This window comes from Pseudomonas sp. 8(2025) (assembly GCF_052665325.1).
Genome location: NZ_JBQOIE010000001.1, coordinates 198,519 through 220,859, shown reverse-complemented (window position 1 = coordinate 220,859; position 22,341 = coordinate 198,519). Strand labels below are relative to the sequence as shown.

Below are 22,341 nucleotides of genomic sequence, written 5' to 3'. Positions count from 1 at the left end.
CTATCGGCAAGGGACTGCAACGTTGAAGCTATTCTCAGGCGCCATCGCCCGGTGCAACGGCATTCGCGGGCTTGGCCTGGCGCTGGCACTGCTGGTTGCCACCCCCGTGGCCCAGGCCTTCGACCTGGACCTGGCCTGGTTCAAATGGTCGGGAATGCGCCGCAACTTCGTCCTCGACTACCCGGAAACCGCCACCCTGGAGCTCAAGCCGTTCCCCCTGCCGGGCCTGGCGCGGATGCCGCTGCGGATTGTCCTGAGCCAGTACCGCGGGCTGTTCTACTTCAATGCCTATCAGGACCTGCAGTACCGGCAGCGGGTCTACAAGTCGCCGCCGATGGCCCTGTTCAGCCCTGAAGAGCTGCGGGCCTGTGTGACCCCGGGCGATGACATCCAGGTCAACGATATCTGGCCCACAAGCAACAGCCTGGTCCCCGGCATCACCCTGACGCCCCTGAGTTTCCAGTGCAAGGAGCCATCCGAGTGGCAACTTAGCGGGCGCTACCTGCTGATCGACCAGCGCGATCCGCAACATCCGCTGCTGGCCATCAGTCACCGCCAGGACCTTGGCCAGATGGAATTCACCCCGTTGCAACCCATTAGCGAGGAAACCGGGAGGCAGTGGTTGCAGGCCCTGGAGACATTCCCGCCGTGGTTCCGCCCCTTCACCCAAGGCAGCGGGCCGATCACCGTCAATGCCTTTGTGCCTGCGCCAGCCTCGACCCCGGACAGCCTGTGGAAAGAGTTCCGCGCGCTGCACGAACAACTGCGCACGGCCAAGGACAAACTGCCGGGCATCCGCGAAGTGGAAGACTTCTTCGTCACCCATGACTTTCGCAGCATCGCCACCGAGCGCCGTGAATACGCCGGCCTGCTCAACGACATCGCCTACTGGACCAGCGAAGCCGGGCAGCTGCAAACCGCCCGCCCCTGGCTCAAGGAAGTGCTGCGCCGAGACCCGGGGCGCATGCCGACCTACCTCAACCTGGCGGACCTGGACTGGGCGATCTACCAACAACGCACGCAGGACAACATCCACCAGGGCCGGGCCATAGAAGGTTATCGGGTGTATTGCAGCCTGCGCCTGAAGCGCCAGATGAGCATCCCACCCCGGGTGCTGCAGCGCTTGGGCCTGAACGCCGCCAACCCCCGGGACTGCCAGGCCTTCTGGCCGCTGGTGGACGCGGTGGATGCCGGCGACCTGAGCGAAGTGCAGCGCCTGCTGGCCAGTGGCATCAGCGGCGAGGTCATGGCCGACGATGGCCGCAGCGCCTTGTTGCACGCCCTGGACGCACCGCACCTGGATATCGCCCGGCTGCTGCTGGAGCACGGTGCCCACACCAGCGGCCTGTACAACTGGACCACCCTGGCGACCCTGGCCATGCGCCGCGACCTGGGCGACAGCCCCGACCTGAGCCAGGGCGGGCGCCTGAAGTTCCTCATCGAGGCTGGCGTGGCCATCGACGAACCCGACAGCCAGGGCGTGACGCCACTGATGCAGATGGCCGAGAACAAGCGCAGCCTGCAAGGCTTCAGCTGGCTGCTGCAGTACCCGCAGAACCTCGACCTGCGCAACAAGAATGACGGCGAAACCGCACTGTACCGGGCCTTCTCGGGCAACAACTACGTGGCCATGAAGCAGTTGATAGCGGCCGGCGCCAACCTCAACCTGAGCTACGGCCGTGCCGTCTGCAACAACCAGCCCGTCGGCGAAAGCCTGCTGACCCTGGTCGCCGACAAGACCTCCGCCGACGCCCAGTCGCCCTCCGTCAGCCAGCGGGACACCCTGGAGATGTTCACTCTGCTGCTGGAGAAAGGCGCCGACCCGAATGTCGGCCAGCACTGCGAGAAAAAGGGCTACGCAATATTGCTGGAAGCCATTGCCCGGAAAAAACGCGAGGACATGCTCAAGGTCCTGCAGCGCTACGCCCCTACCCCGCCTGCCAGCTGAAACCGGATGGCGCCCCGCAACGGGGCGCCATGCCTCTTTAAGGGGCGAATTTCGGTCAAACACTTTGGCCACATCAATCCCCTTTTGGCCGCTCCTGCCGTTCTCCCAAACCCCGCGCCCCGCAAGACTGTGATCCACCGAATCAGCCTGCGGAGAACAAGAAAATGCTGACGATCTACTCGGACGATCACCACCTGCACCACGGCCGTTGCGAACTCATCGACGGGCAACTGATGCCCTGCTTCGAAATGCCTTCCCGGGCCGACCACGTGCTGGATCGGGTGAAACATCAAAACCTGGGGCCGGTAGAGGCACCCAAGGACTTCGGCCTGGAGCCCATCGAGCGCATCCACAGCCGGGCCTACCTGGACTTCTTCAAGGGCGCCTGGGCGCGCTGGGCGGCACAGGGCATCGACGGCGACCTGCTGCCCTACACCTGGCCGGCGCGTACCTTGCGCAGCGTGATTCCCACCAGCCTCCACGGCCAGCTCGGCTACTACAGCTTCGACGGCGGCGCGCCGATCACCGCCGGCACCTGGCAGGCGGCCTATAGCGCGGCGCAGGTGGCGCTGACCGCCCAGGCCCATATCCAGAATGGCGCCCACAGTGCCTTCGCCCTGTGCCGGCCACCGGGACACCACGCCGCCGGCGACCTGATGGGCGGCTACTGCTACCTGAACAACGCCGCCATTGCTGCCCAGGCGTTCCTCGATCAGGGCCACAGGAAGGTCGCGATCCTCGACGTCGACTACCACCACGGCAACGGTACCCAGTCGATCTTCTATGAGCGCAGCGACGTGCTCTTCACCTCGATCCACGGCCACCCGGAAGCCGAGTTCCCGTTCTTCCTGGGCTATGCCGACGAATGCGGCGAAGGCGCCGGGGAAGGCTTCAACTTCAACTACCCACTGGCCGCCGGTAGCGGCTGGGATGCGTGGAGCGCGGCCCTGGAACAGGCCTGCAACGAAATCCAGCGCTATGACGCCGACATCATCGTGGTGTCCCTGGGCGTGGACACCTTCAAGGACGACCCGATCTCGCAATTCAAACTCGACAGCCCGGACTACCTGGCCATGGGCAAGCGCATCGCCGCCCTCGGCAAGCCGACGCTGTTCGTCATGGAAGGCGGTTATGCGGTAGAGGAAATCGGCATCAACGCCGTCAACGTTCTCGAAGGCTTTCAAAGCGCCCAGTGAGGGATTCGCATCATGCAAAGACTCAAACGCTTAATGATCCCCGCCCTGTGCGCCAGTCTGCTGGGGACCGCCGCCCACGCCGAAGAACGCACCCTGCGGGTGTACAACTGGTTCGACTACATCACCCCCAAGGCCCTGGAAGACTTCAAGGCCCAGAATAGCCAGGTGAAGCTGGTCTACGACATCTTCGACACCAACGAAGCCCTGGAGGCCAAGCTGCTCACCGGCAACTCCGGCTATGACGTGGTGGTGCCGTCCAACGTGTTCCTGGCCAAGCAGATCGAGGCCGGGGTGTTCCAGCCCCTGGACCGCAGCAAGCTGCCCAACTGGAACCACCTGGACCCCAAGCTGATGAAGCTGATCGAGGCCAACGACCCGGACAACAAGTTCGCCGTGCCCTACATGTACGGCACCATCCTGATCGGCTTCAACCCGGCCAAGATCAAGGCCGCCCTGGGGGACAAGGCGCCGGTGGACAGCTGGGACCTGATCTTCAAGGAAGAGAACATCAGCAAGCTCAAGCAGTGCGGCGTGGCCCTGCTGGATTCGCCGTCGGAAATCCTGCCCCTGGCCTTGCAGCACCTGGGCCTGGACCCCAACAGCAAGAAGCCGGCGGACTACGAGAAGGCTGAAGCGCTGCTGATGAAGATCCGGCCGTACATCACCTACTTCCACTCCTCCAAGTACATGGCCGACATCGCCAATGGCGATATCTGCGTGGCGGTGGGCTACTCGGGGAGCTTCTCCCAGGCTGCCAACCGGGCCAAGGAAGCCAAGAACGGCGTGACCGTGGACATGCGCCTGCCCAAGGAAGGCGCGCCGATCTGGTTCGACATGCTGGCGGTCCCCAAGGGCGCGAAGAACCCGGAAGATGCCTACACCTTCATCAACTACCTGCTGCAGCCCCAGGTGATTGCCCCGGTCAGCGACTTTGTCGGTTATCCCAACCCGAACAAGGACGCGACCGGACTGGTAGACCCTTCGATCCGCAACAACCCCAACCTGTATCCGACAGAAGCGGCCATGAGCACCCTGTACACGCTACAGCCGTTGCCCCGTGATGCAGAGCGGGCGCGGACCCGGGCCTGGACCAAGATCAAGTCCGGGACCTGATCCGGCGCAAGCACACGGGCGGTGTTCTGGTGGGCGGCGAACGACGAGGACGCGGCGGGTGATAGACCGCGTCGCCGCTGTTCGCCGGCAAGCCGGCTCCTACACAGTGGCGTTTAGCAGCCGGTGAGGCCTTGGGGGCTGCGTTCTTCGGCGAAGAACCAGGGCCGCAGGCGCACGCCCACGCCGTTGCCGATGAAGGCCGCCACCAGCCACAGCCAGCCATGCAGGCTGCCGGAGGCGATGCCGCTGAAGTAGGCGCCGATGTTGCAGCCATAGGCCAGGCGCGAACCGTAGCCCAGCAGCAGGCCGCCGATTACCGCCGCTACCAGGGAACGGGTGGGGATTCTCAGGTTGGGGGCAAAACGTCCCGCCAGCCCAGCCGCCAGCAACGCACCCAGGACGATGCCGATGTCCATGACACTGGTGATGTCCTGCCACACCGGTGCCGCCAGCGCCTTGGCATTCGCCGCGCCCTGCCAGAACACCCAGCTGCCTACGTCCACCCCCAGCCCGCTGGCGACCTTGGCGCCCCACAGGGCGAACGCCGAGGTAATGCCCCATGGGCGCCCCGCCAGGGCCAGGGTGGCGAAGTTCAGCAGAGCCAGGGCTACCGCGCCCCAGACCAGCGGCCAGGGGCCGCGCAGCAGCCGGCGCCAGCCCTGATGCTCGCTGGTGACCGGAGCTTCAAGGCTGCCATGACGGCGCTTTTCCAGGGTCAGGGTGAGCACCGCGATCAGCGCGAACAGGCACAGGCTCAGGCCCAGCGCCGGGCCTACACCAAAACTCTGGACGATAGAGATTGGCGGCAGCGACGGCAGCGCAAACCACCAGTCGACGTGATGGGTGGCGATCAGCGAACCGCAAATGAAGAACGCCAGGGTCACCAGCATCCGCGCATTGCCGCCGCCAACGGTGAACAGGGTGCCCGAGGCGCAACCGCCGCCCAACTGCATGCCGATGCCGAAGATGAAGGCACCGAAGATCACCGAGACGCCGGCCGGCGCCACCAGCCCCACCACCGGCTGGCCGAACAGGCTGCCCGCCCCCAGCGCGGGGAAGAACAGCAGCACCGCCAGGGCCAGCATGACCATCTGCGCTCGCAGGCCGGCGCCACGCCGGTCGCGGATGAACACCCGCCAGGCCGAGGTGAAGCCGAAGGCCGCGTGGTACAGGGTCAGCCCCAGGGCAGCGCCCAGCAGCAACAGCAGCACCTGGCGGGCACCCACCTGGGCTTGCAGGAACAGAGCACCGGCCACCAGCATCAGCAAGGCGAACAGCGGGGCGCCGAACTTGCGTTCAGGCGCCAGGGAGAGGGTCTGGCTCATGGGGGTTCTCGCGCGGGAAATGCTCGCGAGTATACCGCGTCAGGCCCGCCAGGCCTGGCGCAAACGGCTTACCGCAGCCTGTATATCGGCTTCCGGCACAGCCGCGAAGCCCAGCACCAGCCCGGCCCGCTGGTCCTCGGGCAAGGTGGTTTGCGGCAGCCAGTAGCTGCTCAGGCCGGCGACCTCGACCTCCACACTGGCGGCCTGGGCCAGCAGTTCCTGTTCCCGCGCCAGGCTGTCGACCCGCACCGTCAGGTGCAGCCCCGCCGCGACGCCGGGCAGCGGCCCGACGCCGCCGATCGCCTGCGGCCAGGCCGCCAGCAAGGTGTTGCGCCGGCTCAGGGCCGCCCGGCGCATGCGCCGGATATGCCGCTGGAAGTGCCCGGCGGCCATGAACTCGGCCATCACCGCCTGGGTACTGACCTCGGAATGGCGCACGTCCACCGCCCGGCGCTGGGCGAAGGCCTGGACCAGGGTCGGCGGCAGCACCAGGTAGCCCAGGCGCAGGGCCGGAAAGGCGACCTTGCCGAAGGTCCCGACGTAGATCACCCGGCCCTGGCGGTCCAACGCCGCCAGGGGGGCCAGGGGCGCACCGCTGTAGCGGTACTCGCCGTCGTAGTCGTCCTCGATGATCCAGCCCTGGCTGCGTTCGGCCCAGGCCAGCAGCTCCAGGCGCCGGGCCAGGCTCATGATCACCCCGGTGGGGTACTGGTGGGACGGCGTGACATAGGCCAGGCGGCAGCTGTCCAGCTGCTCCAGCTGGCGGCAGTCGATGCCCTCCTGGTCCACCGCCACGCCCTGCAACTGCGCACCCGCCAGGGCGAAGGCATGCCCCGCGGCGCGGTAGCCGGGGTTTTCCACAGCCACCTTGTCGCCTGGCTCCACCAGCAGCTGTGCACAAAGGCTGATGCCCTGCTGCGCGCCACTGGTGATCACAATTTGTTCAGCCGTGCAGTTCAGGCCCCGAGCGCTGCGCAGGTAGGCGGCGATCAGGCTGCGCAGCCGCGGATCGCCCGCCGAGTCGCCGTAGCACAATTGCCCGAGGTCGGGCCTGCGCCAGAAAGCCGCATTCAGCTTGGCCCAGACCTCGAACGGGAACAGATCGAAGGCTGGCACGCCAACCCGAAAAGCCCGTGGCGGCCCCTTGGGCGGGGTACTCAAATGATGGGTTTGCAGGCGCTGCCAGCCGCTGCTGTGGATAACTTTACTGGATAAATCACCAGCCATTTCTGCCTGTTTTGTGGATAACCCTGTGGGTAAGCCTGTTGAAAACCCTGTGGATAGTTTTGTGGATAGTTTTTTGATCGGCAATCGGGTTTCCGGCAATTGCGCCACATAGGTGCCGTCACCGACCCGCCCTTCAATAAAACCCTCGGCGTACAGCTGGTCATAGGCCCGCACCACGCTGTTGCGGGAAATCCCCAGGGCGGCGGCCAGGTCGCGGCTGGCAGGCAGGCGCGTACCACTGGCCAGGCGCCCGTCCAGCACCCGCTGTCGCAAGGCCTGGTACAGCTGGCGACTGAGGCCCTGGCGGCGGTCCAGCTCGATGCCGGCAGGGTTGAAGGACAACGGGGGTACGGCACTGTTCATCGAGGTTCACCCGGGCAATTGGACCTAAAAAATAGACCAGAGATGGCTCTTACAACGAACCATTAGCCTGCCTAGGATGCAGCCACTCGCCAAGGATTTTTTCTATGTACCTACCTCGCGCTTTCGTCGATGAAGACCTCGCCCGCCTGCAGCAACTGATCCTGGGCAGCCGCCTGGCGACCCTGGTGACCTGGGGCGCCCTAGGCCTGCAGGCCAGCCACCTGCCCCTGCTGCTGGACCCCGGACAGGGGGCCAATGGCACCCTCTACGGGCACCTGGCCAAGGCCAACCCGCAATGCGCCGAACTGGCCGCTGGCGCCGAGGCGCTGGTGATCTTCACGGGCGAGGATGCCTACGTCAGCCCCTCGTTCTATCCAAGCAAGGCCGAGCACGGCAAAGTGGTGCCGACCTGGAACTACGTGGCAGTGCACGCCTATGGCCAGCCTGAGGTATTCAGCGATCCGGAGCGACTGCTCAAGGTGGTGGGGGGCCTGACCGAGCGTCACGAAGCCGGCCGCCCCCAACCCTGGCAAGTGACAGATGCCCCCGCCGACTACCTGGAGGGCATGCTCCGGGCAATCGTCGGCTTTGCCTTGCCGATCCAGCGGCTGGAAGGCAAGCGCAAGCTCAGCCAGAACCGCAGCGCCGAGGATATCGCCGGGGTGCGCGAAGGCCTCGCGGCCAGCGCCGACCTGCGCGACCAGCAACTGTCCCGACTGATGAGCTAGGTTTTCGTCCAGAACAATAAAGGAGCTTTCATGCGCCAGATCCAGATCCGCCCCGTTACCGCCGCCGACCACAGCGCCTGGCTGCCCCTGTGGCAGGCCTACCTGCGCTTCTACGAGACCGAGCTGGCGGATGCCGTGACCCAGAGCACCTGGCAGCGCTTTCTCGACCCCAGCGAACCCACCAACGCGGCCCTGGCCTGGGACGGCGAGCGCGCCGTGGGCCTGGTGCATTTCATCTACCACCGCTCCAACTGGAGCATCGAGAATTCCTGCTACCTGCAGGACCTGCTGGTGACCCCGGACCAGCGCGGGACCGGCGTGGGCCGCCAGCTGATCGAGTTCGTCTACGCCCAGGCCAAGCAGGACGGCTGTGCCAAGGTGCATTGGCTGACCCACGAAACCAATGCCACGGCCATCCAGTTGTATGAGCGCATCGCCGAGCGCCCGGGTTTCATCCAGTTCCGCAAACCCCTCTGAGTTGCCAAGGAGCCACTGCATGTCGATTTCACTCGCCGATTGGAAAGGCGTTCCCGCCCCCTCGGCCACCCTGCTTGATGGGCGCTTCATCCGTTTGGAAAGGCTCGACCCGGCGCGCCATGGCGACGATCTGTTCCAGGTGCTGCAAGGCCCGGGCGCCGATCCGGTGCTGTGGAACTACCTGCCTTACGGCCCCTTCCCCGAGCGCGCGGCGTTCGATGCCTGGCTCAGTGGCCATGCCGCCGCCAGCGACCCGTATTTCTTTACCGTGATCGACCGCGCCAGCGGCCAGGCCCAGGGCATCATCAGCCTGATGTCCATCGTCCCGGCCCAGGGCCGCATCGAGATCGGCCACGTGACCTTCGGTTCCCCCATGCAGCGTTCGCCAAAGAGCACGGAAGCGGTGTACCTGCTGGCCAAGGAAGCTTTCGCCCTGGGTTACCGGCGGCTGGAGTGGAAGTGCAACAACGCCAATGAGCGCTCGCGCTATGCCGCACAGCGCTTGGGTTTCAGCTTCGAAGGGGTGTTTCGTCAGCACATGGTGGCCAAGGGACAGAACCGCGATACCGCGTGGTTCTCGATCCTGGACGGGGAATGGCCGTCAATCGCCAGGGGCTTCGAGCAATGGCTCAGCGATGAAAACCAGAGCGGCTCGGGGCAGCTCAAGTCGCTGGCGGAGTGTCGCGGGTAAGCGGGATTTTCGCCGGCAAGCCGGCTCCTACAGGAATTGCGGTGAACCCGAACCTTGTAGGAGCTGGCTTGCCAGCGAAGGATTCAACCGAGCTTCTGCGCCAACACCGCAATATGCTCCGGCCCGATGCCGCAGCACCCGCCCACATGGCTGGCCCCGCGCTGGTGCCAGTCCGCCACCCATTGCAGATAACCCGGCGGGTCCAGGTCCTCGCGCAGCGGGCACAGGCCGTCGTTGGCGGTGGCATCCTCGGGCTGCGGCGGAAAGGCATTGGCATACACGCCAATGTGAATCTGCACGCCCAGGCGCTCGAAGGTCTCGCGAGCCGCATCCACCGCAGCCCCAATCACTTCCGGCTGGCTGCAGTTGAACAGCAGGGTCTGCACCCCCAACTGCGCCGCCACGGCTGCCGCTTCGGCCACCGTCTCGCCGGAACGCAGGCGCGGCACTTCGTCGACCTCTTCGTCCTTCAGGGTGAAGGACAGCCAGAACGGCTTGCCGTCCTTGGGCAGGCCGGCGTGGATAGCCCGCGCTTCGACGATCGAGCTCTGGGTTTCCGCCAGCCACAGGTCGACATGGGGCGCCAGGCCCTTGACCAGCGGGCTGAGGATTTCCTCGACCCGCGCAGCGTCGAACAGGTCCGGGCGATAGGAGCCGAACAGCGGCGGCAACGACCCCGCCACCCGCACCGGCTTGCCGGAGGCCTCGACCGCGCGGCGCGCCAGCTCGCCCGCCAGGGCAGCCAGGGCCTGGCCTTCAGCAGCGAAGCGCTCTTCGCCGATATGGAAAGGCACCACCGCGTAGCTGTTGCTGGTGATCACATCAGCGCCGCTGTCGATGTAGGCCGCGTGCACCGCCTCCACCGCCCGGGGGTCTTCGCTCAATGCCAGTGCCGACCACTCGGGTTGCCGGAACGGCGCACCACGGCGCTGCAACTCGCGACCCATACCGCCATCCAGAATTACCGTGCTACCTGCGCCCATATGCTTTTCACTCATATGCTTATGAAAATAACTCACTATCAGAGTCGTTCTTATAACTATTTAATACGCACCATTCAGTTAATAACAACTCTTTTTCAGTCAGGTTTTCGATGAATTTCAAACCGCTGCTGGCCCTCGGCCTGACCGTTCTCGCCGCCTCCTCCCAAGCCTTCGCCGGCGCCACCTTGGAACGTATCGAGCAGAAAAAGGAGCTGGTCGGGGTGCTGATGGAAAGCTACCCGCCCTTCTCCTTCCTCAACGAGCAGAACCAGCTGGACGGCTTCGACGTCGACGTGGCCAAGGCCGTGGCCGACAAGCTCGGGGTCAGGCTGCGCCTGGAAACCCCGTCCTGGGATGTGATCGCCGCCGGACGCTGGAGCGGGCGCTACGACATCTGCATCTGCTCCATGACCCCGAGCAAGGCCCGCGCCGAGGTCTTCGACTTCCCGGTGCAGTACTACGCCTCGCCGGCGGTAATCGTGGTCAACGCCAAGGATGAACGGATCCACGGCGCCCAGGACCTGAGCGACAAGAAGGTCGGCCTCACCGCCGCCTCCAGCTACGAGGGCTACCTGAACAAGAACCTGGTGATCGAAGGCGCCGAGGACACCCACCTGCAATACCCCTTCGAGAATGTGCAGATCGCCCCCTACGACACCGATAACGTGGCCTTCCAGGACCTCGGCCTGGGCCCGGGTGTACGCCTGGATGCGATCCTCACCAACCTGGTCACCGCCCAGCCGCGCCTAACCCAGGACTCGCGCTTCAAGCTGGCCGGCGAGCCGCTGTACGCCGAGCCCAACTCGGTGGCCATCGAGAAAGGCGATGCCCAGTGGAATGCCAAGGTGCGTGAAGTCTTCGCCCAGCTGAAGCAGGACGGCACCCTGAGCAAGCTGTCGCAGAAATGGATCGGCGCCGACATCAGCCAATGACCGCCTACACGCCACCGCCGCAGCCACCACAATCGGTGGCTGCACCGCTGCTCAAGCGCCTGCTGGGCTTTCGCACCCGCCTGTACCTGACCTGGGCCGCGTTGCTGGTGCTGTTCGCCAGCTTCTTCCTGAGCTTCGAGCTGAAGTTCTCGATCATCCTCGACAAGCTGCCGAACCTGCTGGGCCTGCACCTGTCCCCCAGTGGTTTCCTCCAGGGCGCGGCGCTGACCCTGTTCCTTTGCGCCTGCGCCATCGTCGCCTCGTCGCTGCTGGGCTTTGTCACCGCCCTGGCGCGGCTGTCCTCGAGCGCCGTGGCGTTCGGCATCGCCAGCTTCTACACCTCATTCTTTCGCGGCACACCGCTGCTGATCCAGATCCTGCTGATCTACCTCGGCCTGCCGCAACTGGGGGTGGTGCCGGGCGCCATTACCGCCGGGATCATCGCCCTGTCGCTGAACTACGGCGCCTACCTCAGCGAGATCTTCCGCGCCGGCATCCTCGGCGTGCCACATGGCCAGCGCCAGGCCGCCCTGGCCCTGGGCATGAGCGACAGCGTGATCTTCTGGCAGGTGACCCGGCCCCAGGCCATGCGCACCATCATTCCGCCGGCCACCAACCAGTTCATCTCGATGCTCAAGGACTCGTCGCTGATCTCGGTAATGGGAGTCTGGGAAGTGATGTTCCTGGCCCAGTCCTACGGCCGTTCCAGCTACCGCTACATCGAAATGCTCAGCACCGCGGCGCTGATCTACTGGCTGCTGTCCATCGGCCTGGAACTGATCCAGGCGCGGATGGAAAGGCATTACGGCAAGGGTTACGTTCAGCGCGGGTGACGCTCAAGGGCGCAGGGAAACCACCCCCATCTGCAGGCCGAAAGGCTTGAACACCGCGTTCAGCGACTTGAGGGTCGGGTTGCCGTCGCCGTGTTCGATATGGATCAGGGTACGCAGGGAAATCCGGCACATCCTGGCGAACTGGCTCTGATGCAACCCGGTGACTTCAGTGCGCAGGCGCTTGACCGCATCACCAACCGACAAACGCCCAGCGGCCAGTTCCTGGCGGATGTTATCGATCAGCAGGCCGCGCTGTTCCAGGGTCGTAGTCATCGCAAACCCCACTCCTGCAGGCGTCGATCCAGGTCACGCAGGTAAATGCGCGGGTGATTCAGGGTGGCCTCGGGCAAGCCCCCGGCACTCAGCAGGTCCGGCAGGGCCCGTAGCCGTTCGGCATCTTCGCGCAGGCGCGTCAGCGCAGCATCGGGATCGATCAGCGGCTTGAGGCTGGCACACACCTGGCGCCAGTCGATATCACCCGCCACTTCCATCCGGCCGGGCCATTTGGTGCTGCGGGTAATGCCCTTGTCATCCATCACTCGCGGCGCCAGATCGTGGATCGGCGCCAACTGCACCTGGCCCTCGTGACGGATGATCCAGGTATTGCGCCCATGGTTGGCCGAGTTGCCAAGGATCTTGTTGAGCAGGTCCCGACGCAGGTAGTCGGCCACCAGCTCCGGGATCGCCGAGGCCTGCCCAGCGGTTCGCCAGAGTTCGGCCAGCAGCCCCAGGACCTTGGTGTGCCGCATGCCCAGGCTCTGGCCGGGCAACCCCGCCAGGGAATAGATGGACTCCAGCGCCAGCCGTTCCACACCCTGCCCCTGCAGGCGACGATCAAAGCGTCGCATCCACAGGCTCGGCTGCCGCTCCTCTTCCAGGGCCAGGCCTTGGGCGGGTACCGTATCGATGCCCAGCTGCTGCAGCGCCCGGTAGTAGTGGAACTCGCTTCTGAGCATGTCGCAGTCATTTGGCGCCGCCTGCTCTGGCGGGCATTTCACCAGCCAGTGGCACGCCGCCAGCCTGTCTTCCAACAGCGCATCGGGGTACAGCAACCCGTCACGCCCCTGGGTCAGCAGCAGCTTCATCGCCTCGCCAACGGCACCGGTGGCACCGCTCATTGCCGCTCCCTGTTCATGGGCGTATTCAAGAAAGCGGTTGTCGCGGGCGCTGACCTCGGCCCGGGAGAACCCCAGCAGCGGCCGTTCATTCATGGCGGCAAGGGACTCCTTGATCCGCAGATTGCCCATGGGGGCCGCGCTGGATCGGGCCAGCTGGAACAAGTCGGGGGCAATGCCGGCGGGGCGCGCGCGCGCCGAGCGCTCGGCCAAAAAACGCTGCATGGTGAGCGTCGGCGCAATGTCATACAGGAACGCCGGGGCGCCCGGACTGCGCAGCAGTTCCCAGGTCAGCGGCAGACGCACACTCACCGATCCCGCCAGCGGCGTGGCAAAGGCTTCCAGATTGCCTGCCAGGTACGACTGCTCATAACCCAGACGGCAAGGGCTGGTGAAGCCCTGCTCGGGATGCTCGAAAATCAGGGTCATCGCATCGCTCCACGTCCCGGCGCGATGGACCTGTAAAGTCAGCTGTAGCATTCATTACCTGCAATTTAATGCACTTTTTGTGCGTCATTACCTCTGCAAAATGCATTGTAATGCAGATTCAGCCGATTTCTGCAGACAATAAGTGCACTAAAATACACTCAGGCAAATCGTGGAAAAAAAAAGGGAGGCAGTAGCCTCCCCGAGGTAAAGCGTTGCAGATGAAGGCCTGAACTCAGCCTTCGATCTCGATCAGGATCTCGCCCGGGTTGACCCGGTCGCCCTTGGCCACATGGATCGCCACGACCTTGCCGGCAACCGCTGCCTGGACTTCGGTCTCCATCTTCATGGCTTCGGTGATCAATACCGCCTGGCCGGCCTTGACCGTGTCGCCTTCCTTGACCAGCACATCGACGATGTTGCCCGGCATGGTGGTGCTGACATGGCCCGGGGCGCTCGCCTGCTTGCGCTTGCTGCCACCACCGCCGACGAATTCGTTGAGAGGTTCGAACACCACCTCTTCCGGCATGCCGTCGATGGACAGGTAGAAGTGGCGCTTGCCTTCGGCCTTGACCCCGACGCCGGTGATGTCGACGCGGTAGGTCTCGCCGTGGACGTCGATGACGAACTCGGTGGGCACGCCTTCACCGCCCGGCTTGCTCACGCCGCCCGCTTCAGGAATAGGCAGCAGCACTTCCGGAACCAGGGTGCCGGCCTCACGCTCTTCGAGGAACTTGCGCCCGATGTCCGGGAACATGGCGTAGGTCAGCACGTCTTCTTCGGAATGCGCCAGGGCGCCGATTTCGCCACGCAGCTTGGTCATTTCCGGCTTCAGCAGGTCGGCGGGACGTACATCGATCACCTCCTCGCTGCCGATGGCCTGGCGCCGCAGTTTCTCGTCGACTTCCCCCGGAGCCTTGCCGTAGCCGCCTTGCAGGTAGAGCTTCACTTCGTTGGTGATGGTCTTGTAGCGCTCGCCAGCCAGGACGTTGAAGAACGCCTGGGTACCGACGATCTGCGAAGTCGGGGTCACCAGCGGCGGGTAGCCCAGGTCGTGACGGACCCGTGGAATCTCGGCCAGCACTTCGTTCATGCGGTTCAGGGCGCCCTGCTCTTTGAGCTGGTTGGCCAGGTTGGAAATCATCCCGCCCGGCACCTGGTTGACCTGCACCCGGGTATCGACCGCAGTGAATTCGCTTTCGAACTGGTGGTACTTCTTGCGCACGGCGTAGAAGTACAGGCCGATTTCCTGCAGCAGTTCCAGGTCCAGGCCGGTGTCGAACTCGCTGCCTTTAAGGGCTGCGACCATGGACTCGGTACCCGGGTGGCTGGTGCCCCAGGCGAAGCTGGAGATGGCGGTGTCGATATGGTCGGCGCCGTTCTCGATGGCCTTGAGTTGGCACATCGCAGCCAGGCCGGCGGTGTCGTGGGAGTGGATGAACACCGGCAGCGACAGCTCGGCCTTCAGCGCCTTGACCAGCTCGCCGGTGGCGTAAGGGGTCAACAGGCCGGCCATGTCCTTGATCGCGATGGAGTCGCAGCCCATGGCTTCCATCTGCTTGCCCTGGGCCACGAAGGCCTCGATGGTGTGCACCGGGCTGGTGGTGTAGGCGATGGTGCCCTGGGCGTGCTTGCCGGCGGCTTTCACCGCTTCGATGGCGACCCGCAGGTTACGCACGTCGTTCATGGCGTCGAAGATGCGGAACACGTCGATGCCATTGACCGCCGCCTTGGCCACGAAGGCCTTGACCACGTCATCGCTGTAATGGCGGTAGCCCAGCAGGTTCTGGCCGCGCAGGAGCATCTGCAGGCGGGTGTTGGGCAGCGCGGCGCGCAGTTTGCGCAGGCGCTCCCAGGGGTCTTCCTTGAGGAAGCGCACGCAGGCATCGAAGGTGGCGCCGCCCCAGACTTCCAGGGACCAGTAGCCGACTTTGTCGAGCTTGTCGCAGATCGGCAGCATGTCGTCGGTGCGCATGCGGGTCGCCAGCAGCGATTGGTGGGCGTCGCGCAGGATGGTGTCGGTTACATGAATCTTCTTGGACATTGTTTTATTCCTCACAGGCCTGCGTGGGCGGCAATGGCGGCGGCGATGGCCAGGGCCAGCTCTTCGGGTTTGCGCTTGATCGAGTAGTTGGTCAGTTCCGGGTGGCTCTCAACGAAGCTGGTGTTGAACTGACCGCTGCGGAATTCCGGGTTACGCAGGATTTCCTGGTAATAGGCGGCGGTGGTCTTGACCCCTTGCAGGCGCATGTCGTCCAGGGCGCGCAGGCCACGGTCCATCGCTTCTTCCCAGGTCAGGGCCCAGACCACGAGTTTCAGGCACATGGAGTCGTAGAACGGCGGAATGGTGTAGCCGGTGTAGATCGCCGTGTCGGTGCGCACGCCCGGGCCGCCGGGGGCGTAGTAGCGGGTGATCTTGCCGAAGCTGGGCAGGAAGTTGTTCTTCGGGTCCTCGGCATTGATCCGGAACTGCAGGGCAAAGCCGCGGTGCTGGATGTCTTCCTGTTTCACCGAGAGCGGCAGGCCGGAAGCAATGCGGATCTGCTCACGGACGATATCGATGCCGGTGATTTCTTCGGTGATGGTGTGTTCCACCTGCACCCGGGTGTTCATCTCCATGAAGTACACCTCGCCCTCGGCGAGCAGGAACTCCACGGTGCCGGCGTTCTCGTAGCCCACGGCCTTGGCCGCGCGCACCGACAGGTCGCCGATGTAGGCACGCTGTTCCGGGGTCAGCTGCGGGCTCGGGGCGATCTCGATGAGCTTCTGGTTGCGGCGCTGGATCGAGCAGTCGCGCTCGAACAGGTGCACCACGTTGCCAAAGCTGTCACCGAGGATCTGCGCTTCGATGTGCTTGGGATTGACGATGCACTTTTCCAGGAACACTTCCGCCGAACCGAAGGCCTTGGTGGCTTCGGAAATGACCCGGGGGAAAGCCTGCTCCAGCTCTTCACGGCTGTTGCAACGACGGATGCCGCGCCCGCCACCACCGGAGGTGGCCTTGAGCATCACCGGGTAGCCGATGCGGTCGCCTTCGGACAGGGCTTCGTGGATATCGGCCACGTTGCCTTCGGTGCCCGGAGTCACCGGCACGCCCGCCTTGATCATGCTGCGGCGGGCTTCGGTCTTGTCGCCCATGCGGCGGATCACTTCCGCCGACGGGCCAATGAACTTGATTCCACGTTCGGCGCAGATGTCCGCCAGTTCGGCGTTTTCCGAAAGAAACCCATAGCCGGGATGCAGCGCATCACAGCCGGTTTCCACCGCCAGGTTCACCAGTTTGCGTGGGTTCAGGTAGCCGGCCAGCGGCTCGGCGCCAATGCTGTGGGCCTCATCCGCGCGCTTTACATGCAAGGCATGGCGATCGGCGTCGGAGAAGATCGCTACCGAACGGATGCCCATTTCCGCGCAGGCACGCACGATTCGTACGGCAATCTCACCACGGTTGGCGATCAGGATCTTTTTTATCACTTGGAGGTTCCCTTGAGCCGTTGAAACAGACGACCCGCTAGACCGAGTCGGCGCGTGACCAAATGTTTCAAGTCAGTCGCAGCGACACACTAGCTCTGCAGAGGGATTAACAAAAATCAATAATTATTGGGTTGGCCATAAGTAAAGACTTATAGTCATGCCACCAGCCCTTGGCGCGAGCCCTCAAGAAATGCGCAAGTCCTTGATGAGACTGACATTGCGTCAGTTGCAGATTTTCAATGAAGTCTGCGATCTACGCTCCTACAGCCGCGCCGCCGATGAAATGTCCCTCACCCAGCCCGCGGTCAGCCTGCAGATTCGCCAGTTGGAGGAGCTGATCGGCCAGCCGCTGTTCGACTATGTGGGCAAGAAGCTCTACATGACCGAAGCCGCCGAAGCGCTGCAACGGGCCAGCCGGGACATCTTCGGGCGCCTGGAGAACCTCGACATGCAGCTCTCCGACATGCAGGGCTCGCTGCAGGGCCAGCTCAAGCTGGCCATCGAATCCAGCGCCAAGTACTTCGTGCCGCACCTGTTCGCCGCCTTCAAGCGCCAGCACCCGGAAGTGCACCTGCAACTGACGGTGGTCAACCGCTCCCAGGTGATCCGCCGGCTCTCGGACAATCGCGACGACCTGGTGATCATGTCCATGGTGCCCCAGGACATGGAGCTGGAGTTCCTGCCCTTCCTCAACAACCCGATCGTCGCGGTGGCCCCGCCGGAGCACCCCCTGAGCCACATGGGCCCGCTGCGCCTGCAGGACCTGGAGCCCTACACGCTGGTACTGCGCGAACAGGGTTCAGGCACACGCCTGGCGTGCGAGGAGTATTTCAAGGAGAAGCGCGTGCACTTCACCCAGATCCTCGAAGTATCGTCGGCCGAGGCTCAGCGCGAGTGCGTGCGGGCAGGTCTGGGCGTGGCCTTGTTGACGCGCCACGCCCTGAACCTTGAGTTGGCGACCGGCGGGTTGGTCGAGTTGCCGGTCGAAGAGCTGCCATTGCTGCGCAGCTGGTGCCTGGTGCAGGCCAAAGCCAAGCGCCTGTCACCGGTAGCGCATGCGTTCCTGGGATTCATCCGCAGCGAACGGGTGCAGATCAGCGGCTTGGTTGAACGCTTCGACGGGAAGCTGCGGGCGCCGCCTGCCAGTAATTGACGGCGTCCAGCTCGGGGTAATCGTTGATTTGCTGCTGTAACTGACGCAGCTCGAAGCGGTGTTCGATCGCACGACGAAATTCCATGCGGCGCTGGTCTTCCTGCTGACGACGGGTCTTGACTGCGCTGTTGCTCTCTTCGTAAGGCCGGGCCATTTCGAGTCTCCCAATGCGAGTACGGAAGCTTCACGATGGACGTCGGCGGTTACGGTTTGGCGGCGGGTCGGTTACAGGACGATGAACATTCACAGCGCCTACCTATCTGTAGGAGCCGGCTTGCCAGCGAAGGCATCGGTCAGCGCGATGCACCACCCCGAGGCCTCATCACCGGCCAGAGAGACTCAATCGTCCAGGGCTTTCACCGACTTGGGCGACAGGCGCAGGCTGCGAAGGCTGCGCTTGACGCTCTTGAGGTGGTTCACCAGGCTCGGCCCGCGAGCCATGGCCACGCCCATCGCCAGCACGTCGATCACCACCAGGTGGGCGATACGCGAGGTCAGCGGGGTGTAGATCTCGGTGTCTTCGTGCACGTCGATCGCCAGGTTGACCGTGGACAGCTCGGCCAACGGCGTCTGGCTCGGGCACAGGGTGATCAGCGAGGCGCCGCTTTCACGTACCAGGTTGGCGGTGATCAGCAGGTCCTTGGAACGACCGGACTGGGAAATGCAGATGGCGACATCGGTAGGCTTCAAGGTCACCGCCGACATCGCCTGCATGTGCGGGTCGGAATAGGCCGCCGCGGTCAGCAGCAAGCGGAAGAACTTGTGCTGGGCATCCGCCGCTACCGCGCCCGAGGCACCAAAGCCGTAGAACTCCACGCGCTGGGCCTGGGACATGGCGGTCACCGCCTGCTGCAGGGCCACCGGGTCGAGCTTCTCGCGGACCTCCATCAGGGTATGCAGGGTGGTGTCGAAGATCTTCAGGCTGTAGTCGGCGACCGAATCGTCTTCATGGATCGCGAACTGGCCGAAGCTGGCCCCGGCGGCAAGGCTCTGCGCCAGCTTGAGCTTGAGGTCCTGGAAGCCGGAGCAGCCGATGGCCCGGCAGAAGCGCACGATGGTCGGTTCACTGATGCCCACGCTGTGGGCCAGGTCCGCCATGGAACTGTGCATCACGGCCGCAGGATCAAGGAGCACGTGATCGGCGACCTTGAGTTCCGATTTGCGTAACAAATGACGTGACTGGGCGATGTGCTGCAACAGGTTCAAAGGGCTGACTCATTGTTATTGGCTGACGCCGGGGATGTAGCAAGCTTGTAGTTATACTACAGGAATCGGCTTTTTGCCCGCCCAATGCATCACGAAGTTGCCTGCCTGCCCCCCATTTTCAGCCGGGTACGACTTATGTAGCCGTTGTGGCAGGCAGCCCTGGCGGCTACCGGCTCTGGGCCTGCAACAGCAGCGCGAGGCCTTCGGCGTCCACCGGGCGGCTGATCAGGTAGCCCTGCACCTCGTCGCAGTGTTCCGCCTTGAGGAAGGCCAGTTGCGCCGGGTCTTCCACCCCTTCGGCCACCACTTTCAACGACAGCCCATGAGCCATGGCGATGATCGCCCGGGTGATCGCCGCGTCCTCACCGCCCTCGGCCAGGCCGCGAATGAAGGCCTGGTCGATCTTCACGTAATCCACCGGGATCCGTTTCAGGTAACTCAGGGACGAATAGCCAGTGCCGAAGTCGTCGATGGCCAGCTTGACCCCCAGGCCCCGCAGTTGCTGGAAGGTCGCGATGATGTGCTCGACGCTGTCCAGCAGTTGGCTTTCGGTCAGTTCCAGTTCGAGAAAATGCGGCTCCAGGCCTGTTTCTTCCAGCACCTGGCGCACCAGGCTCACCAGCTTGCCCTGGCGCAACTGATACACCGACAGGTTGACCGACACGCGAATCGGCTCCAGGCCCTGGCGTTGCCATTCGCAGGCTTGGCGGCACGCCTGGCGCAACACGAACTCGCCAATGGGGCCGATCAATCCGGTCTCTTCCGCCAGGCCGATGAAATCTCCCGGGGGCACCCGGCCCATGACGGGGTGATCCCAGCGCACCAGGGCCTCGGCGGCATTCAGACGGCCGCTGGCCAGGCACAGCTTGGGTTGGTAGAAGACCGTCAACTGGCCCTCCTCAATGGCCTTGCGCAGCTGGTTTTCCAGCTGCAGGCGCTCCAGGGTGCTGGCTTGCAGGCTCTCGGTATAGAACTGGAAATTGTTGCCGCCCAGGTGCTTGGCATGGGCCATGGCCATGTTCGCCTGGCTGATCAGGGCTGCGATCTCCCGGGCGCTGTCGGGCAGCATACTGATGCCCATGGAAGCGCTGACTACCAGTTCATGGCCCTCGACGGTGATCGGCAGGCGCAGCTTGCTCAGCAGCCGGGTAGCGACCCGGGTCAGGCTCGACAGGCTGCCGTAAGCGTCGAACAGCACGGCGAATTCGTCCCCGGAAAGCCGGGCGATGGTGTCGGCTTCCGGCAAGGCATTGACCAGCCGCCGGGCCATCTTTTGCAGCAACTGGTCGGCCACTTCATGGCCAAGGCTGTCGTTGAGCAGCTTGAAACGGTCCAGGTTGATGTGCAGCAAGGCTAGGCTGCGGCCGCCCTGGCGCACCCGCTGATGGGCCTCGCGCAGGCGCTCGCGGAACAGCGAACGGTTGGCCAGCCCCGTGAGTTCGTCGTAATGGGTGAGGTAGCGCATGCGCTCCTCGGATTCGCGCCGTGCCGAAAGATCGGCGAAGAAGCCCACGATATGCCGGACTTTTCCTCGTTTATCACGCACTACATTCAATTGCAGCCATTGTGGGTAGAGCTCGCCGTTCTTGCGTGTCTCCACCAACTCGCCCTGCCAGCTGCCGTACTGTTCCAGGGCCTGGTGGATCAACGGGTAGTGCCGGCGCGCATCGCGGCTGCACGACAGCTCCACTACATTGCGCCCGAGCATGTCTTCGATCTGGTAGCCGGTGACCTGGCTGAAGGCCTGATTGGCGGCGATCAAGGCGTAATCGGGGTCGAGGATGACGATGCCTTCGCTGGCCGCCTCGAACACCGTGGCCGCCAGGTTGCGCTGGACCTCCAGCTCCTTGTCGGCACTGATGTCGCGACGGGTGCCGGCCATGCGCAGCACCCGGCCACTGGGGCTGCGCTCCACGGCCCGGCCACGGTCCTCGATCCACACCCAGTGGCCGGCGCCGTGGCGTACCCGGTACTCCACCTGGTAATCGTCGCTGCGGCCCTTGAGGTGCTCCACCAGGGCGCGCTTGAGCAGGGGCAGGTCCTCCGGATGCAGGCGTGGCTTGAGATGGCTGAGCATGGCCGTGACATCTTCCGGCTCCAGGCCGAACAGCTCCTTGATCTGGGTGTGATGGACCTCGTCGGTCTGCAGGTTCCAGTCCCACAGCCCCAGCTCGCTGGCGTTCAGGGCCAGGGCCAGGCGCGCCTCGCTCTTGCTCAGGGCCTGGTTGGCGGCGTCCAGCTCCAGGCTGCGCTGGGCCACTCGCTGTTCCAGCCCGGTCTGGGCTTCGCGCAGTTGCTCCTCGGCACGGCGGCGCTGCTCCACTTCCCGGGCCAGCTCGCGGTTGAGCTGATCGCTGCGGCCCTGGGCATTCTGCAGGTGCTCGATCAGGGCCTGGTTCTGAAAGCGCCGCAGCAGGCCGCGCTGCATCAGGCGGTTGACCTGCCAGGCCACCACACTCAGCGACACCAGCAGGATCAGCCCGAGCCAGCCCCAGCCACGCTGCTGGTCGTCGCCGCCCCAGAACAGGTAGGCGATGGCCGGTAACAGACACGGCAAGGTGAATGAAAGGAAGGCCTGCAGGCTCACCGCGTAGGCCACGCTGGCCGACAGGATGGCCGCACCGATGAGGCCGAAGACCCAGGCCTGCTGCAGGAAATTGTCGGTGGGCACCAGGGCGATGCCGGCGCAGGCCAGGGTCAGGCCACTGACCGCCGAGCCCAGGAGAAACATGCGTTGCCACACCGGCTGTGCCTGGCGGCTGGGAATCGCCGAATCGAAGGCCGCCACCTGGATCACCCGCAAGGCCACCAGGGCCAGCAGCCAGACCATCCACACACTGAGCAACAGATAGCGCGCCGGGCTCCATAGCAGCCAGGTGCACACCAGGCCGTTGAGCAACATGAACAAGGTAGGCAGCAACGAGCCCTGGTACAGCAGGCGCGTACGCTCCACTGCCATCTCCACGGCGTAGTGCTGGCGGATGACCCGGGGCTCCACAAAGGGCCCGGACAGGTCGGGGTTAAGTGTCATAGGCAGTGTTCTTATAATGGTTGAGCCCGAAACGTCGCCGGAGCATACACAAGCAAAGCCCCGAGCCAAACTGCTCCAGGTCATAAAATCGATAAAACCGGATGGCCCGGCTTGCACCCTGAA

Annotated in this window: 19 protein-coding genes; 9 read left to right on the top strand and 10 right to left on the bottom strand. The window is 64.3% G+C overall.

The features are described from left to right. The first annotated feature begins 22 nt into the window (after positions 1–22). The 3 genes from ACUXVH_RS01070 to ACUXVH_RS01060 all read left to right on the top strand — a co-directional run bounded on the left by ACUXVH_RS01070 (position 23) and on the right by ACUXVH_RS01060 (position 4,257). A complete protein-coding gene (locus ACUXVH_RS01070) occupies positions 23–1,948 on the top strand; it encodes an ankyrin repeat domain-containing protein (protein WP_255313387.1) in 1,926 nt (641 codons plus the stop codon). 164 nt (positions 1,949–2,112) lie between these two features. Beyond that, positions 2,113–3,144: a histone deacetylase family protein gene (locus ACUXVH_RS01065; protein ID WP_011064310.1), complete on the top strand. Its 1,032-nt coding sequence runs from the start codon at positions 2,113–2,115 to the stop codon at positions 3,142–3,144. Between the two features lie 12 nt (positions 3,145–3,156). Beyond that, positions 3,157–4,257 carry a polyamine ABC transporter substrate-binding protein gene (locus ACUXVH_RS01060; RefSeq protein WP_065365005.1) on the top strand — a complete coding sequence of 367 codons (1,101 nt, stop codon included), beginning with the start codon at positions 3,157–3,159 and terminating at the stop codon, positions 4,255–4,257. 113 nt (positions 4,258–4,370) lie between these two features. On the opposite strand, the gene ACUXVH_RS01055 is transcribed toward ACUXVH_RS01060, so the two are convergent. Then, positions 4,371–5,582: a YeeE/YedE family protein gene (locus tag ACUXVH_RS01055; RefSeq protein WP_015637524.1), complete on the bottom strand. Its 1,212-nt coding sequence runs from the start codon at positions 5,580–5,582 to the stop codon at positions 4,371–4,373. 39 nt (positions 5,583–5,621) lie between these two features. Next, on the bottom strand, positions 5,622–7,172 hold the full coding sequence (gene pdxR / locus ACUXVH_RS01050; RefSeq protein ID WP_065365004.1) for a MocR-like pyridoxine biosynthesis transcription factor PdxR: 1,551 nt from the start codon (positions 7,170–7,172) through the stop codon (positions 5,622–5,624). A gap of 104 nt (positions 7,173–7,276) precedes the next feature. Here pdxR and ACUXVH_RS01045 point away from each other — a divergent pair, with 104 nt between their 5' ends. From ACUXVH_RS01045 to ACUXVH_RS01035, 3 genes are read left to right on the top strand one after another with little or no spacing between them, the layout of a single operon-like run. Further along, on the top strand, positions 7,277–7,900 hold the full coding sequence (locus ACUXVH_RS01045) for an FMN-binding negative transcriptional regulator (protein WP_015637526.1): 624 nt from the start codon (positions 7,277–7,279) through the stop codon (positions 7,898–7,900). A gap of 30 nt (positions 7,901–7,930) precedes the next feature. Further along, complete coding sequence (locus tag ACUXVH_RS01040) at positions 7,931–8,377, top strand: GNAT family N-acetyltransferase (protein WP_065365003.1); 447 nt, start codon at positions 7,931–7,933, stop codon at positions 8,375–8,377. 19 nt (positions 8,378–8,396) lie between these two features. Then, positions 8,397–9,068, top strand: coding sequence for a GNAT family N-acetyltransferase (locus tag ACUXVH_RS01035; RefSeq protein WP_065365002.1), 672 nt, complete (start codon positions 8,397–8,399; stop codon positions 9,066–9,068). 83 nt (positions 9,069–9,151) lie between these two features. On the opposite strand, the gene ACUXVH_RS01030 is transcribed toward ACUXVH_RS01035, so the two are convergent. After that, entirely contained in the window at positions 9,152–10,051 is a 900-nt protein-coding gene (locus ACUXVH_RS01030) for a homocysteine S-methyltransferase family protein (protein WP_011064317.1), read from the bottom strand. Between the two features lie 110 nt (positions 10,052–10,161). Between ACUXVH_RS01030 and ACUXVH_RS01025 the strand changes: the two genes are divergently transcribed. Continuing rightward, positions 10,162–10,983, top strand: coding sequence for an ABC transporter substrate-binding protein (locus tag ACUXVH_RS01025; protein ID WP_011064318.1), 822 nt, complete (start codon positions 10,162–10,164; stop codon positions 10,981–10,983). Beyond that, complete coding sequence (locus tag ACUXVH_RS01020; RefSeq protein WP_445493645.1) at positions 10,980–11,816, top strand: amino acid ABC transporter permease; 837 nt, start codon at positions 10,980–10,982, stop codon at positions 11,814–11,816. Before ACUXVH_RS01025 ends, ACUXVH_RS01020 begins: the two co-directional genes overlap by 4 nt. A 3-nt stretch (positions 11,817–11,819) precedes the next feature. On the opposite strand, the gene ACUXVH_RS01015 is transcribed toward ACUXVH_RS01020, so the two are convergent. From ACUXVH_RS01015 to ACUXVH_RS01000, 4 genes are all read right to left on the bottom strand, one after another. Further along, positions 11,820–12,089, bottom strand: coding sequence for a helix-turn-helix domain-containing protein (locus ACUXVH_RS01015; protein ID WP_011064320.1), 270 nt, complete (start codon positions 12,087–12,089; stop codon positions 11,820–11,822). Next, the gene (locus tag ACUXVH_RS01010) at positions 12,086–13,360 is read right to left on the bottom strand and encodes a type II toxin-antitoxin system HipA family toxin (protein WP_019093473.1); all 1,275 of its coding nucleotides are present in this window, start codon (positions 13,358–13,360) and stop codon (positions 12,086–12,088) included. Before ACUXVH_RS01010 ends, ACUXVH_RS01015 begins: the two co-directional genes overlap by 4 nt. A gap of 232 nt (positions 13,361–13,592) precedes the next feature. After that, the gene (gene oadA / locus ACUXVH_RS01005) at positions 13,593–15,401 is read right to left on the bottom strand and encodes a sodium-extruding oxaloacetate decarboxylase subunit alpha (RefSeq protein WP_011064322.1); all 1,809 of its coding nucleotides are present in this window, start codon (positions 15,399–15,401) and stop codon (positions 13,593–13,595) included. Positions 15,402–15,412: 11 nt separating this feature from the next. After that, positions 15,413–16,828, bottom strand: coding sequence for an acetyl-CoA carboxylase biotin carboxylase subunit (locus tag ACUXVH_RS01000; protein ID WP_015637534.1), 1,416 nt, complete (start codon positions 16,826–16,828; stop codon positions 15,413–15,415). 190 nt (positions 16,829–17,018) lie between these two features. Between ACUXVH_RS01000 and ACUXVH_RS00995 the strand changes: the two genes are divergently transcribed. Continuing rightward, positions 17,019–17,981, top strand: coding sequence for a LysR family transcriptional regulator (locus ACUXVH_RS00995; protein WP_015637535.1), 963 nt, complete (start codon positions 17,019–17,021; stop codon positions 17,979–17,981). On the opposite strand, the gene ACUXVH_RS00990 is transcribed toward ACUXVH_RS00995, so the two are convergent. From ACUXVH_RS00990 to ACUXVH_RS00980, 3 genes are all read right to left on the bottom strand, one after another. Beyond that, positions 17,923–18,135, bottom strand: coding sequence for a PA3496 family putative envelope integrity protein (locus ACUXVH_RS00990; protein WP_072451902.1), 213 nt, complete (start codon positions 18,133–18,135; stop codon positions 17,923–17,925). The two genes, ACUXVH_RS00995 and ACUXVH_RS00990, sit on opposite strands and share 59 nt — an antisense overlap. 185 nt (positions 18,136–18,320) lie before the next feature. Next, positions 18,321–19,187: a transcriptional regulator HexR gene (gene hexR, locus ACUXVH_RS00985; RefSeq protein WP_011064325.1), complete on the bottom strand. Its 867-nt coding sequence runs from the start codon at positions 19,185–19,187 to the stop codon at positions 18,321–18,323. A gap of 166 nt (positions 19,188–19,353) precedes the next feature. Then, entirely contained in the window at positions 19,354–22,218 is a 2,865-nt protein-coding gene (locus ACUXVH_RS00980; RefSeq protein WP_065364999.1) for a putative bifunctional diguanylate cyclase/phosphodiesterase, read from the bottom strand. Positions 22,219–22,341: the final 123 nt, after the last annotated feature.

Bases quoted from the DNA above. Each gene is read 5' to 3' on its own strand.
- ACUXVH_RS01065 (WP_011064310.1), top strand. From the start codon at position 2,113: ATGCTGACGATCTACTCGGACGATCACCACCTGCACCACGGCCGTTGC.
- ACUXVH_RS01060 (WP_065365005.1), top strand. From the start codon at position 3,157: ATGCAAAGACTCAAACGCTTAATGATCCCCGCCCTGTGCGCCAGTCTG.
- ACUXVH_RS01055 (WP_015637524.1), bottom strand. From the start codon at position 5,582: ATGAGCCAGACCCTCTCCCTGGCGCCTGAACGCAAGTTCGGCGCCCCG.
- pdxR (WP_065365004.1), bottom strand. From the start codon at position 7,172: ATGAACAGTGCCGTACCCCCGTTGTCCTTCAACCCTGCCGGCATCGAG.
- ACUXVH_RS01045 (WP_015637526.1), top strand. From the start codon at position 7,277: ATGTACCTACCTCGCGCTTTCGTCGATGAAGACCTCGCCCGCCTGCAG.
- ACUXVH_RS01040 (WP_065365003.1), top strand. From the start codon at position 7,931: ATGCGCCAGATCCAGATCCGCCCCGTTACCGCCGCCGACCACAGCGCC.
- ACUXVH_RS01035 (WP_065365002.1), top strand. From the start codon at position 8,397: ATGTCGATTTCACTCGCCGATTGGAAAGGCGTTCCCGCCCCCTCGGCC.
- ACUXVH_RS01030 (WP_011064317.1), bottom strand. From the start codon at position 10,051: ATGGGCGCAGGTAGCACGGTAATTCTGGATGGCGGTATGGGTCGCGAG.
- ACUXVH_RS01025 (WP_011064318.1), top strand. From the start codon at position 10,162: ATGAATTTCAAACCGCTGCTGGCCCTCGGCCTGACCGTTCTCGCCGCC.
- ACUXVH_RS01020 (WP_445493645.1), top strand. From the start codon at position 10,980: ATGACCGCCTACACGCCACCGCCGCAGCCACCACAATCGGTGGCTGCA.
- ACUXVH_RS01015 (WP_011064320.1), bottom strand. From the start codon at position 12,089: ATGACTACGACCCTGGAACAGCGCGGCCTGCTGATCGATAACATCCGC.
- ACUXVH_RS01010 (WP_019093473.1), bottom strand. From the start codon at position 13,360: ATGACCCTGATTTTCGAGCATCCCGAGCAGGGCTTCACCAGCCCTTGC.
- oadA (WP_011064322.1), bottom strand. From the start codon at position 15,401: ATGTCCAAGAAGATTCATGTAACCGACACCATCCTGCGCGACGCCCAC.
- ACUXVH_RS00995 (WP_015637535.1), top strand. From the start codon at position 17,019: ATGCGCAAGTCCTTGATGAGACTGACATTGCGTCAGTTGCAGATTTTC.
- ACUXVH_RS00990 (WP_072451902.1), bottom strand. From the start codon at position 18,135: ATGGCCCGGCCTTACGAAGAGAGCAACAGCGCAGTCAAGACCCGTCGT.
- ACUXVH_RS00980 (WP_065364999.1), bottom strand. From the start codon at position 22,218: ATGACACTTAACCCCGACCTGTCCGGGCCCTTTGTGGAGCCCCGGGTC.